Annotated in this window: 16 protein-coding genes, 1 tRNA gene and 1 pseudogene; 8 read left to right on the plus strand and 10 right to left on the minus strand. The window is 65.2% G+C overall.

Annotated features, from left to right (window positions below):
* The first annotated feature begins 46 nt into the window (after positions 1–46).
* Complete coding sequence (locus tag ACVWWN_RS07205) at positions 47–595, plus strand: putative glycolipid-binding domain-containing protein (RefSeq protein WP_457149032.1); 549 nt, start codon at positions 47–49, stop codon at positions 593–595.
* Here the strand turns inward: ACVWWN_RS07205 and ACVWWN_RS07210 are convergent.
* Positions 558–1,502 carry a prephenate dehydrogenase gene (locus ACVWWN_RS07210; RefSeq protein ID WP_457149033.1) on the minus strand — a complete coding sequence of 315 codons (945 nt, stop codon included), beginning with the start codon at positions 1,500–1,502 and terminating at the stop codon, positions 558–560. The genes ACVWWN_RS07205 and ACVWWN_RS07210 overlap by 38 nt on opposite strands.
* Positions 1,503–1,610: 108 nt before the next feature.
* On the opposite strand from ACVWWN_RS07210, the gene ACVWWN_RS07215 reads away from it, so the two are divergent.
* The 3 genes from ACVWWN_RS07215 to ACVWWN_RS07225 all read left to right on the plus strand — a co-directional run bounded on the left by ACVWWN_RS07215 (position 1,611) and on the right by ACVWWN_RS07225 (position 2,861).
* The gene (locus ACVWWN_RS07215) at positions 1,611–2,132 is read left to right on the plus strand and encodes a tRNA adenosine deaminase-associated protein (RefSeq protein WP_457143281.1); all 522 of its coding nucleotides are present in this window, start codon (positions 1,611–1,613) and stop codon (positions 2,130–2,132) included.
* A 46-nt stretch (positions 2,133–2,178) separates the two neighbouring features.
* On the plus strand, positions 2,179–2,631 hold the full coding sequence (locus tag ACVWWN_RS07220) for a nucleoside deaminase (RefSeq protein WP_457143282.1): 453 nt from the start codon (positions 2,179–2,181) through the stop codon (positions 2,629–2,631).
* Positions 2,632–2,770: 139 nt separating this feature from the next.
* A tRNA-Ser gene (locus ACVWWN_RS07225) sits at positions 2,771–2,861 on the plus strand.
* Positions 2,862–3,048: 187 nt separating this feature from the next.
* Here ACVWWN_RS07225 and ACVWWN_RS07230 read toward each other — a convergent pair.
* From ACVWWN_RS07230 to ACVWWN_RS07255, 6 genes and pseudogenes are all read right to left on the minus strand, one after another.
* Positions 3,049–3,660, minus strand: coding sequence for a DUF2510 domain-containing protein (locus ACVWWN_RS07230; protein ID WP_457143283.1), 612 nt, complete (start codon positions 3,658–3,660; stop codon positions 3,049–3,051).
* A 289-nt stretch (positions 3,661–3,949) separates the two neighbouring features.
* Complete coding sequence (locus ACVWWN_RS07235; protein ID WP_457143284.1) at positions 3,950–4,183, minus strand: hypothetical protein; 234 nt, start codon at positions 4,181–4,183, stop codon at positions 3,950–3,952.
* Between the two features lie 90 nt (positions 4,184–4,273).
* Positions 4,274–4,492 carry a hypothetical protein gene (locus ACVWWN_RS07240; RefSeq protein WP_457143285.1) on the minus strand — a complete coding sequence of 73 codons (219 nt, stop codon included), beginning with the start codon at positions 4,490–4,492 and terminating at the stop codon, positions 4,274–4,276.
* 172 nt (positions 4,493–4,664) lie between these two features.
* A pseudogene (locus ACVWWN_RS07245) lies at positions 4,665–4,778 on the minus strand (excalibur calcium-binding domain-containing protein); the annotation flags it as partial.
* Positions 4,779–5,085: 307 nt separating this feature from the next.
* Positions 5,086–5,262: a thermonuclease family protein gene (locus tag ACVWWN_RS07250; RefSeq protein ID WP_457143286.1), complete on the minus strand. Its 177-nt coding sequence runs from the start codon at positions 5,260–5,262 to the stop codon at positions 5,086–5,088.
* Positions 5,263–5,364: 102 nt separating this feature from the next.
* Positions 5,365–5,883 carry a hypothetical protein gene (locus ACVWWN_RS07255; protein ID WP_457143287.1) on the minus strand — a complete coding sequence of 173 codons (519 nt, stop codon included), beginning with the start codon at positions 5,881–5,883 and terminating at the stop codon, positions 5,365–5,367.
* Between the two features lie 290 nt (positions 5,884–6,173).
* Between ACVWWN_RS07255 and ACVWWN_RS07260 the strand changes: the two genes are divergently transcribed.
* The 4 genes from ACVWWN_RS07260 to ACVWWN_RS07275 all read left to right on the plus strand — a co-directional run bounded on the left by ACVWWN_RS07260 (position 6,174) and on the right by ACVWWN_RS07275 (position 10,445).
* Positions 6,174–6,626, plus strand: a complete 453-nt coding sequence (locus tag ACVWWN_RS07260) for a hypothetical protein (RefSeq protein WP_457143288.1) — start codon at positions 6,174–6,176, stop codon at positions 6,624–6,626.
* An 80-nt stretch (positions 6,627–6,706) separates the two neighbouring features.
* Positions 6,707–7,159: a helix-turn-helix domain-containing protein gene (locus ACVWWN_RS07265; protein ID WP_457143289.1), complete on the plus strand. Its 453-nt coding sequence runs from the start codon at positions 6,707–6,709 to the stop codon at positions 7,157–7,159.
* A 250-nt stretch (positions 7,160–7,409) separates the two neighbouring features.
* Entirely contained in the window at positions 7,410–8,864 is a 1,455-nt protein-coding gene (locus ACVWWN_RS07270) for a dihydrolipoyl dehydrogenase family protein (protein ID WP_457143290.1), read from the plus strand.
* Between the two features lie 165 nt (positions 8,865–9,029).
* On the plus strand, positions 9,030–10,445 hold the full coding sequence (locus ACVWWN_RS07275; protein WP_457143291.1) for an APC family permease: 1,416 nt from the start codon (positions 9,030–9,032) through the stop codon (positions 10,443–10,445).
* Positions 10,446–10,449: 4 nt separating this feature from the next.
* Here the strand turns inward: ACVWWN_RS07275 and eda are convergent, their stop codons facing one another.
* From eda to zwf, 3 genes are read right to left on the minus strand one after another with little or no spacing between them, the layout of a single operon-like run.
* Entirely contained in the window at positions 10,450–11,076 is a 627-nt protein-coding gene (gene eda / locus ACVWWN_RS07280) for a bifunctional 4-hydroxy-2-oxoglutarate aldolase/2-dehydro-3-deoxy-phosphogluconate aldolase (protein WP_457143292.1), read from the minus strand.
* Between the two features lie 17 nt (positions 11,077–11,093).
* Positions 11,094–12,926 (minus strand): phosphogluconate dehydratase, encoded by a 1,833-nt coding sequence (gene edd, locus ACVWWN_RS07285; protein ID WP_457143293.1) that lies wholly within the window; start codon positions 12,924–12,926, stop codon positions 11,094–11,096.
* On the minus strand, positions 12,923–14,401 hold the full coding sequence (gene zwf / locus ACVWWN_RS07290; protein WP_457143294.1) for a glucose-6-phosphate dehydrogenase: 1,479 nt from the start codon (positions 14,399–14,401) through the stop codon (positions 12,923–12,925). The genes edd and zwf overlap by 4 nt, the downstream gene beginning before the upstream one ends.
* Positions 14,402–14,534 lie beyond the last annotated feature (133 nt).

Consider the following 14,534-nt stretch of genomic DNA (forward strand, 5'->3'; position numbering starts at 1 on the left):
AAGTGACCCCGCGCGAGAGGAGGGCCAGGCGAACTGGTCCAAGGTCCTGACGTGGCGGGCGCAGGACGTTCCGCGGATGGAATCGGCGCGCGTGCAACTGACCGGCAACCGGATCAAGGCGTACGGTCGGATCGTGGCCGCCGCGACCTCGTCGCACCCGGCCTTCAGTGCCTCCTACGATCTGGTGACCGATGAGTCCGGGGTGACCAAACGGCTCTCGATGACCGTCACGCTCGCCGAGCGCGAACGACAGCTCTCCATCGCCCACGACGAGGAGAACATGTGGCTCATCCAGGACCACTCCGGCCAGACACAACGCGCGGCGTATGAGGGTGCGCTGGACGTCGACGTGATCTTCAGCCCGTTCTTCAATGCACTGCCGATCCGGCGGACGGGATTGTATCGACGCACCGAGTCGGTGACGGTTCCGGTGGTCTACGTGCGACTGCCCGACCTGACGGTCGAACCGGTGACCATCAGCTACAGCAGCGCCGACGACGGGATCAAACTGCATTCGCCGGTGGCGGACACGACGATCACCGTCGACTCCGACGGGTTCATCCTCGACTATCCAGGCTTGGCAGCGCGGATCTGACCACCCCGCCGGCGCGTCCGGCGGCGGCGAGTTCCTCACGCCAGTTCTCCGCCCCGATCACGGTCGTGACGATCTCGGGCCTGCTGAGGCTGTCGTAGCGGATCCGCGCCGCGTGTCCGGCCTCGACCAGGTCGCTGAGTGGTTTTTTCGACCTCAGCGCCTCGCGGGCGCGGTCGAGCAGCTCGATGGTCCGTTCCAGCACCGGCAGCAGCTGGTCGGCGTTGGCCTCGCACATGGCCCGGACCAGGTCCGGGGCGGTGCCCGCGACCCGGGTGCCGTCGCGGAAGGACCCGGCGGCCAGTGCGTAGGCCAGCGGTACTTCACCCGCGGTGGTGGCCAGGGCCTCGGCGAGCAGATGCGGCAGATGCGAAATGGTCGCCGCGGCGGCGTCGTGCTCGTCGGAACGGGCAGGCACGACGACCGCTTCACAGTCCAGCGCGAGGTTCATCACCATCGTCCACACGTCGGGGTCGACGTGGTCGTCGACGCTGATCACCCATGGTGCACCGACAAACAGCCGGGCGTTGCCGGCGGACCATCCGGAGTGCGCGGTGCCCGCCATAGGATGCCCGCCGACGAAGCGGTCGAGCAGCCCGAACTTTTGGACCTCCTGCAGTACAGCGGCTTTCACGCTGGTCACGTCGGTCAGTGGGCAATCTGCTCCGGTATCGCGGATGTGGCCCAACATCAACGGCAGCGCCGGTATCGGAACGGCAAGCACGATAAGTGCTTTGCTGCCTGCGGCCCGCGTTAACGCCTCGTCGATGTCGGCGGTGGCGTCGAAGCCGTCGGACGTGGCGGCCTGCACGCCGTCGACGGAGCGGTTGTAGCCGAAGACTTCTCGCCCGGCGGCCGTGGCGGCCCGCATCACCGAACCCCCGATCAGACCGAGACCCACCACGCAAATGGGTGTGTTCGTCACCCTCCAAGATTGGCACATCGCCGGTATCGCCCGACGTCAGGCTTGGTGGGGATTTCTGGTCAACACTCTGGGTGGGGACTAGCGTATGCCCACATGGGTGCACAGCGTGCGTCGGCGCAGAACCAGGCTGTCGACGTCCCCGACGGCTTCGGTGTCGCCGTCGTACGGGAGGACGGAAAATGGCGGTGCTCGGCGATGCGCCGCGCCGCGCTGAACAGTCTGACCGACGCGGAGACGGAGCTGCGTGAATTGCGCAGCGCAGGTGCAGTTTTCGGCTTACTCGATATCGATGACGAGTTTTTCGTCATCGTCCGGCCCGCACCGGCCGGAACGCGGCTGCTGTTGTCGGATGCCACTGCCGCGCTGGACTACGACATCGCCGCCGAAGTCCTCGAGATGCTCGACGCGGACATCGGGCCAGAGGACCTCGACGAGGCGGAGCCTTTCGAGGAGGGTGACCTCGGGTTGCTTTCCGATATCGGGCTGCCCGAGGCCGTGCTCGGCGTGATTCTCGACGAGACCGACCTGTACGCCGACGAACAGGTCGGCAGGATCGCGCGGGAGATGGGGTTCGCGGACGAACTGGCGGCGGTTCTCGAGCGTCTCGGACGGTGAACCGTCAATGTGCCGGAGCCGGTGAACCGTCAATGTGCCAGGGACGTTGAACACCGACGAGGACCTGCTCAGAGCGGCCCTTGACGTCGCCCGCACCGCGGGACCCCGCGATGTGCCGATCGGCGCGGTGGTGGTGGCACCCGATGGCAGCCTGCTGGGGGCGGCGGCCAATGCGCGCGAGGAACTCGGGGATCCGACTGCTCATGCCGAGATCCTGGCGCTGCGGGCCGCGGCGTCGATACTCGGCGACGGTTGGCGGCTGGAGGGCACCACGATCGCCGTCACGGTCGAACCGTGCACGATGTGCGCGGGCGCGTTGGTGATGGCGAGGGTGGCCCGGCTGGTGTTCGGCGCGTGGGAGCCGAAGACAGGGGCCGTCGGTTCGCTGTGGGATGTGGTGCGGGACCGGCGGCTGACGCATCGGCCCGAGGTACGCGGGGGCGTGCTGGCCGAGGAGTGCGCGGCACCGCTCCAGGAGTTCTTCGCCCGGCAGCGATGAGCGCTTGCGCGAAGAGCAGACAGCAGCGATGAGCGCTTGCGCGAAGAGCAGACAGCAGCGATGAGCGCTTGCGCGAAGAGCAGACGGCAGCGATCAGCGCGTTTTGGGTGAGCGCACCTTCGTCGGTAAGCTGCCACACGGTGGCGTGTCCGAGCGGCCTAAGGAGCACGCCTCGAAAGCGTGTGACGGGTAACCCCCGTCCGAGGGTTCAAATCCCTCCGCCACCGCCAAGTCTCTTTCAGTATTTCTACTGGTAGAGGCCATTCTTGTGGGACGCCGGCCTCTGTCTGAAGCCTCGGCGTCGAACAGCTCAGCGGAGGTGCCCAGGGTGACCTTCGCCGAGGTGTGCCCGAGCATCCGCTGGCAACCACCATGCCAACGATGGCGGCGATGACGCTGATGGGCAGGCGCTTCATTTCACGCCATCTTTGGCGGAGGCGGATAGCGGCCGTGGGTTCCGCGAGGATCACCTTCGTGCCAAAGCTGGTCCTCGTAATCGGCGCGATTGGCGACGACGTCGCGGCGATACTGCTCGCGAAGCTCCAGCGCTCTGGCTTCCGTGGCGGTCTTCTGCTTCCAGAAGAAGAATCCACCGCCGCCGGCCACGAGCAACAGCGGGATGAACAACCAGGGGTTGGCGGCAGCAGTGCCGAGCAGTATCAGCCCGCCGAACGCGGCTAGCACTATTAGTCCGTTCTTGTTGCCTGTCCTGACGACGCCGCCGTTCCCGATGGCCACCGACGAGCCGCTATCGACGATGGCGACAAGGATCCAGACCGGCAGCCACAGCCCACACGTCAAGATGGTCAGCACCAGGTGCAGCCCGTGGTTGATGCCACCGGACACCACTGCGATGGGCGTCGGTGAGTTGTTGATGGCATTGTTGACCGTCACTGATATCGGAGGAGCCGGTGCTGGAGGCGTGGGTTGGAAGTGCTTGGTCCATCGCTGACCATCGTGGTAGCGCTGACCCGGCTGACCACTAGGGTCCGGGTACCAGCCCGGCGGAGTGCTAAGTGGTGATGTCATTGAGAGTCCTTTCGTGGACATCTACTGAGACGCGATGGGCCTCAGTCAGTCTGTTGTGGTGGTGGTGCAGTGGCCGGTGCGGTCATAGCAGGTGGTGGTGGCGGCGGGTTGCCATGGATCGGACTAGCGGGCAAATGGTGGAAGACGCGTCCCGACGACGCTGCTTATGACGCCAACTCTCGCAGGGCACGTAGCCACTCGCCGGCACTCCTCGCAGGTGATCATGCGTAGACCGTCCCACAGCCGTTACAGCGAAAGGTATAGCCGCGCATCACATCTCCACGCTGGGTCAGCACATTGGCCCCACAGGTGCAGCGGAACCGCGTACCGGCAACGGTGAGTATGGTGGCCTCGGGCGGCCCGGGCCGGTACGGGTGCAGGCGCGCTTGGCTTTTCGCGGTCTGATCACCCCGTAGTCGAGCGCATAGACGGCCAGGATGAGCGCCACGGTGGCAACATCCCTGAGGAACTCGCGCCAGTCATTGCTCATCGCGGGGTACCAACCCGGTGGATGGTTGCTCATGACACTCTCTCTTCCGGCGCGTCGATGCGCCATTGCAGTAATTCGCAGGCGGGGGCGTCGTGTCCCACAGCCATTGCAGCCAAGCGGATCTCACCGCGGGAGTGGCCAGGTCGACGTACTCGCCGCCCCACCAGTACGGCACCCAGGACGAACGATCCGAATAGGTGAATGTGTTTCTTCCGGCCGATGAGCTGTGGCGCCACCGGAGAACATCGAGTCGTGTAACACCAGGTCGGTGGCCTGAGTGTCAGGCGGGACATCGAAGGCGGCCTTCACCCGGACTGCGTTGCCCGGATTGATTTCTCCCATGATGCTCTAGCCGTTGTTCACATCCGCATGTCGGCCATGTTGTAAGCGGCACACTCCCGGCCACTGGCGTCAATCAGCTTCTGGTTGTGGCCGAAGTAGTTCGCGGCCTCGTTGCCGATGTTGCGCACCGACAACGTGACAACGATGAACTCGCCTCAGTTCCCCGAGGGCCTCACGGCTCGCAGGCGATGCCGTCGTTGTCCCGGTCGAGATGCGGCGCGTAGCCGGAATCACCCTCGTAGAGCGGCGTCACCCCGGCGGCGCGTGCTTCGGGGCAGTTCTTGTAGTAGACGTCGGCGTTGGCCGCCCCGGCTCCCAGCAATGCGGCACTGATGAGTGCCGCACCGACGGTCGCAGTGATTATTCTCTTCATAGTTCGGCGTTCTCTTTCGTTGTTCCGGTCTGCGGCAAGCCTGATTGGCTCCCGGTCAGTTCGTGGGCGACCATGGCGCCGCGCAGGCGCTCGGTGACCACAGCCGCGGCCCTTAGCGCGGGCATCGTTCTCGGCGGCCTTGAAGTCCGCCTGGTAGCGATAGGGCAGGTCGTGTGCGGCCGTATTTGTCGACGGCGTCCTGACTGGGGTGGGTCTCCAGTTACACGTACTGGCCGCCCAGAATGCTCTTGGCCTGAGCTGACGCCTCTCTTCCGAAGCAGTGCACAGGTTTTCGAGGATCCACCGTCTCCGGGGTGTCCAGGCCGATCATCCGGATCTTGAGCTTCTGGCCGTCGACACTGACGTGGATGGTGTCACCATCGACGACCTTGAGCACCGTGAGTGGGCCCTGATGCCTTATGGCATAGTCGGATACGCCTGGGCAGGCTTGGCGAGGATAAGCCCGGCCGGCCCCACACGACCGCGACAACCATGCGCTTCATCGGAACAGGGGGACCAGCGCCCCAGGGTCGGTTTGCCACATGAGGGTTCGGTCGTCTGCGGTGACGTGAATCGGAATTTCGCGTGCAGTGTTACTTCCCGCTTGCATTGTTGCCGTGCCTTCGTACTTGTTGTCCGCTGTCTTGATCAGGACGACCTCTGTTACGACGATCGGCAAGTACAAGGAATTAGCAGGATCTTCGAAATGCTCCTTTATCGATTGCTTCACCTCCGTCTCCAGGGCCGCTAGGAAGGCGTCGTCCGCTGCCCTCTGGTCGGCGATGGCCTGCGTCTCTCGTTCATCGGCATACGTGACCACCTCGATCGGATCGGCCGTAGGTGTACCGCTGACCTGTCGCTCCCGCAGGTCGGTGGCGAGGAAACCGCATCCTCCTGCCAGCACGACTGTCGCGATCGCTCCGGCGACGATCCGCCTCCATCGGAATTGGCGGCGGCCCTCCGGCCCTTCGGCGACCTTCACCGCCTCGTCGTAATGCATGACGAGCGTCCCGGTCACCATGTATCACCGCATCCACCGGTGGTCAGGCGCTTCATTTGGATGATTCCTATCTGGTCGCCGGTGCCGACTGTCCGTCGTAGATACATGCAACGATATGAAATAAACGGCAATGATGTCAATAAAATGGAAAATGAGCCCGCTGCGGCTTACGTCACAGGGCAGTGGATACCGGCGCACCGGGGGCGCGAAGTCCCCGACGATGTCCGATGTCAACAGCGGTTTTGTCGGACGTGGACATCCCGTGCTGTCAGACTGAAGCCCAGTGACCAGCGGACCTGGGGGCGGCGATGGCGACGGTGTACGTGGTGACGGCGGGCAGCGGTGATAGCTACCGCATCGAGCGGGTCTACCTCGACAGCGACGAGGCGTACGGGTTTGCGCAGGACTACAACGGTATTGGCCCGGTTGAGCCGGTTCAGGTGGAGGAATGGCAGACCGGTGCCTCGCCCGCCGTCTACGACGGCCCCTACTGGCGGGCGGAGTGGTGGGCGCGCGTGCCGATCAGCAAGCGTCGCGCTGCGTTGCGGCATACCGACGAGGATGAACGATTTGACGACTTCGCCATCCGCCAGGAGTGGTGGACCGGCGACGCGCTGCTGGAGGCCACCGTGGTGCGCCGGGAACTGACCGGGGTGCCGAAGATCGAGGTGGTCGGGCGATCTAAGGAGAAGGTGGAGGAGATCTTCTGGGAGGCGGTCACCCAGGCGAGGGCCGAGTTGGCCGGAGTCCCCAGGAAATAGTTGCCGCTTTCGTGCAGCGAATAGAATGGAATGGGTATGTCGACTCGACATTGCTATCCTCGTCCGTCATCATCGAACCCATGGACCGACGCGATCTGGAACGACTCGGCCACCACGTCGTGAGTCGCCGCGTGGCACTGGGCTACCGCAACCGCACCGATTTGGCCGGCAGCCTGCAGTTCACCGTGCGCACGCTCGCCGACATCGAGCACGGCGTGCGCAAGGCCAGCCCGGGTACCTACGCCATCTTGGAGAACAAGCTGGGATGGGCACCGGGAAGCATCGACACCGTCCTGGCCGGAGGGCAGCCCACCGAAACCGTGGTCGAACTGCACCGGACCACGCCCACCGCCCGGACCCAGGGATACGCACTGCGCCCGAGCAACCCCAACGCCCTGTCGCAGGCGTCCACCGAGGAATTGCTCCTTGAATTGCGACGCCGCATCATCGCCCCCCGCGACAGACGCCACGAAACCTGGGACGACTGGGACGGCGGCCTAGACCCGCACGGCGACTGGCCCGGACAGGGCTAGCCATTCCCGGCCCACAGGGCAGCTGCGCGATCGACATCTTCGACCCACCACCGAGACCAACTTTTGGCCGGCGAGGAACTCTTCGGCGAGCCCGCGACGCGGATGGTCACGAACGTGCGGCGGCCGGTGTCAGTCCACGATTTCTTCGACAAACGTGTCTTACAGTCCACTCGGTCTGGCTCATCGAGCGTACGCGCTGAGATGTCGGCCGTGCTCGACTAGCAGGGAAGACATCAGGGTCGCGGTCGACATGACCGCGTCGGTGAGAGGAGCAGGCGAGATGCGCGTTGTCGTCATCGGTGGTGGCCCCGCCGGTGTTTCCGCCGCACTGCACGCTGCCGAGCTCGGCGCAGAGGTCACGCTCATCGAGCGGAGGCGAGTCGGCGGCACCGCTCTCAACAGCGGCCCAGCACCGGTGCGCACGCTGGCTCGGGCCGCTCGCCTTGTGAGGGACTGGAATTCGTGGGACACGTTCGGTTTGCGCGGACCACGGCCCGAGGTCGACGTCGCCGCCACCTTGGCCAACGCCCAGCGGGTGGCCGTCTATCTCTATGAACGCAAGCGCATCGCCGACCACATCCGCTCCGCTGGGGTCGACCTAGTCGAAGAGGCAGGCGACGCCCGGTTCGTCGACGCCAACACAGTCGCCGCGGCTGACGGCCGCACGTGGACAGCGGATCGGATCATCATCGCCGTCGGCGGCAAGCCCGGGCGGCTGCCGATACCCGGTGCCGAACTCGGCCTGACGTATGAGGATCTGCGCAGCCTGAACTCGCTGCCCGACCGGGTCTGCGTCATCGGCGCGGCCGACACGGGCTGCCAGCTCGCGTCGATCCTGGCGGACTTCGGCTGCGAAGTAACGCTAATCGAGTACGCGCCCCGGATCGTGGCGCGGTCCGATATCGACGTCTCGGTCGGGCTCGAACACGCTTTCCGTGGGCGCGGCATCGACGTCATCACCAGCGCCGCGGTCGGCCAACTCGAGGCGCTCGAATCCGGTGTGGGCGTTCGGTATCGGGTCGGCGACGAGTCCAGGACCGTCGACGTGGACGCGGCGTTCTTCGCCGTCGGCTGGCCCGGCAACGCCGAGCTCGTCGACGCCGCCGCCGCCGGTGTGGCGACCAAGCGTGGCTACGTGATCGTCGATGACCTCACGGCCACGAACGTCCCGCACATCTTCGCGGCCGGCGACGTCGACGGGAACAGCATGCTGGTCTCCAGCGCGACGCTCGAAGGCCGTGTCGCCGCCCAGAACGCGGTGCTCGGCCCGCGTCGCCGGGTCCTCCATGAGATCGTCCCCGCCGGGAGTTTCACCGATCCCGAATACGGCAGCGTCGGGCTCACCGAGGAGCAGGCTCGCACCCGCTACGACTGCGCCGTCGCGGTGGCTCGGTATGAGGACATGCTGCGGCCCGTCGCCGACGGACAGCCGGAAGGGTTCTGCAAGCTGATAGTCGAGACGACGCAACGGCAGATCGTCGGCGCTCACGTGCTCGGCGAGTACTCGGCGGAAGTGATCCAGATGGTGGCGGCCTGCATGGCGGCGGGCATGCGCGTCGAGGTGGTTGCCGAGCTCCAGTTTGCGTTTCCCACCTTCAGCGAGGGAGTCGGTCAGGCGGCACAGATGGTGGTGAACCAACTCGGCGTCCGTCCGATGCCCCACCTCTGGAGCAGTCTGAGCTCGACGCCGTCGGTCCTGCGATGACCGGCGAGTCCGAGCGACTTCCTCGTATCGATTCATCGCTCGAAGGCCCCAAACGGGCCGGTATGGCGACGGACCGGTGCCATAATCACTCTTTCGCCGACGCGCATGCACTGCAGCGCCGGCGGCCGGGCTGAGACCGCATCGGTCGCTTGGAGGGTGATGAAGGTGGCGCAAAGCGCGCAGGAGATCGGCCACACGTCCAGTCCGCACCTGTCCCGAACGCTTGGGCTATGGGCGATCGTCGGCCTGGGTCTCGGATACATGACCCCCATGACGGTCTTCGACACGTTCGGCATCGTCTCGGGCGAGACGAACGCGGTGGTGCCGCTGGCCTACCTCGCGGCGTTGGTCGCGATGATTTTCACCGCGATCAGCTACGGCCGGATGACGCGGGTCTACCCCTCGGCGGGATCGGCGTACACCTACGCGTCGGAAACGATCCATCCGAACTTCGGGTTCCTGGTCGGCTGGTCATCGCTGCTCGACTACCTGCTGCTGCCAATGGTCAACGCGGTGATCGGTCGCATCTACTTCGAGTCGTTCTTCCCGGAGGCTCCGTCGTGGGTGTTCGTTCTCGTGTACGTCGGGGTGATCACTGCTTTCAACTTCCTGAGCATGAAGGGAACGTCGCGGGTCAACGGGATCCTCGTGGTCTTCCAAGTTGTGCTCATCGCCACGTTCGTCGTGCTGGCCTGGCTGGCGCTGAAGGATGGCATGGGCGAGGGCACGATCTTCACGCTGAACCCGCTGTACCACGCGGGCGTCGAAGTAGGAGCCGTGTTGGCGGGCGCCACCGTGGTGTGCTTCTCGTTCATCGGGTTCGACGCGATCACGATGTACAGCGAGGAGGCCAAGTCGCCGGACACCGTTCCAAAAGCCATCGTCTTGGCACTGCTCATCGGCGGGGCAATCTTCTTCATCGCGGCATGGTTCGGTCAAGCCGTGTTCCCGACCCTCGACGGCTTCGAGGTCACCGACGACACGCTTCCCGAGATGGCGCTGTTCGTGGGCGGCGCATTCTTCAAGATCCTGTTCACCTCGGCTGCGCTCGCCGCCGTGATCGCCTCGAGCCTCTCGTCGCATGCCAGCGTGTCCCGCATGATCTACGTCATGGGTCGCAACGGCAGGGGCCAGGTCCCGCGGTTCCTGTCGTACATCCACCCGCGGTTCCTGACCCCGACGCACGCCGTCCTCGTCGTCGGCGTCGTGTCGCTGCTGGCCGTCAAGTTCACCCTCGAGTTCATCTCGGCGATGATCAACTTCGGTGCGCTCATCGCGTTCACGGTCGTGAACCTGACCGTCATCGTCTTCTACGCGTTCCGATTGAAGCAGCGGCGCACGTCGAAGGAGATCCTCCGAAACATCGTGCTGCCGTTCATCGGCATGTGCCTCACCGGCGTGCTGTGGATAAACCTGCACGCCGACGCCCTGCTTTACGGATTTATCTGGCTCGCGATCGGGATCATCTTGCTGCTCTACATGACGCGCGGCTTCCGTTCGCCGCTCACGATGAAGATCGAGGAGGAGACGCTTGCCGAGGAGGGCACGCCCGTGCCCCACGTCAAGCACGGCAAGGAGTGACCGCTCAGGCGTGATGTCCGAGGCGACGGGTTGCGCGCGCCAGTTCGGTGATCGCCGTCCAATCCTCTTGCTGGATCGCCACGGCCGGAGTGAGCCAACTGCCGCCGACGCAGCCGACGTTCGGCAGGCGTAGATACGCCTCGGCGTTTGCCGGAGTGATGCCGCCGGTGGGACAGAACCGAGCGGCGGGGATCGGGGCACTGACCGATTTGAGGTAGTCGGCGCCGCCGGCGGCTTCGGCGGGAAAGAACTTGAGCTCGGTGTATCCGGCCTCGAGCGCGGTCAAGATTTCTGACACCGTGGCGACCCCGGGTAGGTGGGGCAATCCGGTGTCGGACATCGCACTCAGCAGTGTGCGCGTGCTGCCCGGGGAAACTAGGAACTGGGCGCCCGCCGACGCGGCCTGTTTGGCCTGGCCGGGGTCGACGATGGTGCCGGCGCCGAGGAAGATCTCCGGCACTTCGGCGGCGATCCGCTCGATGGCTGCCAACGCCACCGGTGTGCGCAGCGTCAGCTCGATGACCGGGACGCCGCCGGCGACCAGTGCGCGGGCGATGGGGACCGCGTGCTCCACGTCCTCGACGACCACCACGGGAATGACGGGGACACGGCTGAGTAGTGAGGGGACCATGGGTTGCTCCTGGGAGGTCATGCGACGTAACTCGGGAAGATGCTGGCACCTTGGTCGGCGGGTCCGACGGCTGCGCGCATGCTGGCGAACAGCTGACGTCCCGTCCCGGCCATCGCTTTGGGCGAGGGGGCGCCCCCACCGGGGGCACGGGCGGCGAATTCGTCGTCCGGTACGTGCACGGTGAGGGTGCCTGCGACAGAGTCGACGGTGATGATGTCCCCGTCGCGAACCCGGGCCAGAGGTCCGCCGGCGGCGGCTTCGGGCGTGAGGTGGATTGCCGCAGGCACCTTTCCGGAAGCCCCCGACATTCTGCCGTCCGTCACCAGCGCTACCCGGTGACCGCGGTCCTGCAACACTCCCAGCGCGGGAGTGAGCTTGTGCAACTCCGGCATCCCGATCGCGCGCGGACCCTGATACCGCAACACCGCGACGAGGTCACCGTCCACGTGCCCGTCTTGGAATGCGGCGAGGAAGTCGGCCTGGTCGTCGAAGACGACGGCGGGTGCCGTGACGACACGGTGCTCGGGTTTGACTGCCGAGGTCTTGATCACCGACGAGCCGAGGTTGCCGGCAAGGGTTTTCAATCCGCCGTCGGTGTCGAATGGGTCTTCGACGCCCCGCAGTACCGACGTGTCGTGGCTCATCGTGGTGCCGTCGAGCCAGCGCACGGCTTCGCCGTCGAGTTTCGGTTCCTGGGTGTACCGGCGAAGCCCCTCACCGACAACGGTTTTGACGTCTTCGTGTAGCAGACCGGCGTCGAGCAGAGTGGCGATGGTGAAGCCGAGACCGCCCGCGGCGTGGAAGTGATTGACGTCGGCGCTGCCGTTGGGATAGATCCGGGCAAGCAGCGGGACGGCTGCGGAGAGGTCCGATAGGTCGTTCCACGTCAACGTGATTCCGGCGGCTTGGGCGATCGCCAGCAGGTGCATGGTGTGGTTGGTGGAACCGCCGGTTGCGAGCAACGCGACGCACCCGTTGACGACGGCGCGTTCGTCGATCATCTCGCCGACGGGTGTGTAGCACTCACCCAGCGCGGTCAGTGCGGTCACCCGGCGCCCGGCCTCGGCCGTGAGTGCGCTGCGCAGCGGGGTGTCGGGATTGACGAAGCTCGAACCGGGAAGGTGCAGGCCCATCACTTCCATGAGCAGCTGATTGGAGTTCGCGGTGCCGAAGAACGTGCACGTTCCACTGCCGTGATACGACGCGGCCTCGGCGTCGAGGAGTTCGGATCGGCCCACCTTGTTCTCGGCGTAGAGTTGGCGCACCCTGGCCTTCTCGCCGTTGGGAAGTCCGGATGTCATCGGACCGGCCGGGACGAACACCGTCGGCAGGTGACCGAACGCCAAGGCGCCGATCAGCATGCCGGGCACGATCTTGTCGCACACGCCCAGCATCAGCGTGGCGTCGAACATGTCGTGCGACAGTGCGATTGCGGTGGACATCGCGATCACGTCCCGGCTGAACAGCGAAAGTTGCATGCCATCACGGCCTTGGGTGATGCCGTCGCACATGGCGGGCACGCCGCCGGCGAACTGGGCGATACCGCCGGCTTCCATCACCGCCTGTTTGAGCTGAGCGGGGAAGGCCTCGAACGGTTTATGGGCCGAGAGCATGTCGTTATAAGACGATACGATCGCGATGTTCGGCTTGACCATGCCGCGCAGCGCGGCCTTGTCAGCCTTTCCCGTCGCGGCGAACCCGTGCGCCAGGTTCGCGCACGCCAGCCGGCCGCGAGCCGGCCCGCGGTCCGCGGCGTCATGGATCTGCTCCAGGTAGGCTGCGCGAGATGCCTTGCTGCGCTCGATAATACGATCGGTCACGGTGTTGAGAACGGGGTGGATGGTCGTCATGGTGTGCTTCCTTCGTGCCAGGTGCGGCCGTCGCGCTCGATGAGGGTGGTCGCGTCGGTGGGTCCGTTGGTGCCTGCTGGATACCGGCGGGGGCCCCGCTCGGCGGACTGCCAGCCGAGCAGGATGGGTTCGACCCACGCCCAGGCCGCCTCGACTTCATCGCGGCGCATGAACAGTGTCGGGTTTCCCCCGATTACGTCCATCAGCAGTCGCTCGTAGGCGTCTGGAGATGGCCGTTGGAAGGCCTCGGTGTAATTGAGATTCAGCGAGACGGGCTTGAGCCGGATACCACCGGGGCCCGGTTCCTTCGCGGTCATGTGCAACCGCATGCCCTCCTCGGGCTGCAGCTGAATGACGAGCTTGTTGGGTTGGCTGCTGCCCTCGCTGTCCGGAAACATCCGGTGCGGAACGGGTTTGAATTGAATGACGATCTCCGAGCAGCGCCGCTCCATGCGCTTTCCGGTGCGCAGGTAGAACGGCACGCCCGCCCAGCGCCAGTTACGCACCTCGGCTTTCACCGCGGCGAAGGTTTCGGTGCGGCTGTCGGGGTTCTCCGCATCGGTCAGGTAATCGGTGACCGCCACCCCGTCGACCAGACCGGGTGTGTACTGGCCCGCGACGGTGCAGTGTTCGACGTCATACGGTGTCATCGGCTTCAGCGCCTGCAGGACTTTGAGTTTCTCGTCGCGCACCGTCTCGCGGTCGACGTAGGTGGGCGGCTCCATCGCGACCAGGCACAGCACCTGCAGTAAATGGTTCTGCACCATGTCGCGCAGCGCGCCCGAGGTGTCGTAGTAGCCGCCTCGGGTGCCGACACCGAGTGACTCGGACACGGTGATCTGCACGTGGTCGATCCAGCTCGAATTCCACAGCGGTTCCAAGAACGTGTTGGCGAATCGGGTGACGAGCAGGTTCTGAACGCTTTCCTTACCGAGGTAATGGTCGATGCGAAAAATCTGGGATTCGCTGAAGACCGACCCGACGGCGTCGTTGATGGCGCACGCAGAGGCTAAATCGCGGCCGATCGGCTTTTCCAGCACCACCCGTGACGATGGGTGTACCAGTCGGTGGGCGGCCAGATGCGCAGAGATCGGCCCGAACAGGCCCGGAGCGCAGGCCAGGTAGAACACCCGAACTCGGGCATCGTCGGCCGGCAACAGGGCGGTCAGCTGATCCCAGTCATCGCCGTCGGCGAAGTCGATGCTGGCGTAGTGCAACCGGGCGAGGAATCGACCGAGCGTCTGCTCGTCGAGAGCGTGCTCGGAGACGAACCGGCCGAGCTCGCCGCGCACTTTGTCGCGGTAGCCCAGCTCGTCGAGCCCGGCACGCGACGCCGCAATGATCCGGGTATCGGAGGACAGTTGACCGTCGCGATCACGCAGGTAGAGCGCGGGAAGAAGCTTGCGGACGGCGAGATCACCGGTTCCGCCGAAAACAACGAAGTCACAGGGTGCCACGGGGGTCGGGGTCGACATGGGTCTCCTGACGTATGTCGGGGGTGTGTCGGTTCGAACGGTACGGGGGGTTAGGCCTAGATGCAATCCGACTTAAGTATTTTCTCGAACAAAGTATTGGAGTTTAGGGCTTGATTGTGCATTAACGGGTTGG

The organism is Mycobacterium sp. URHB0021 (assembly GCF_054057895.1).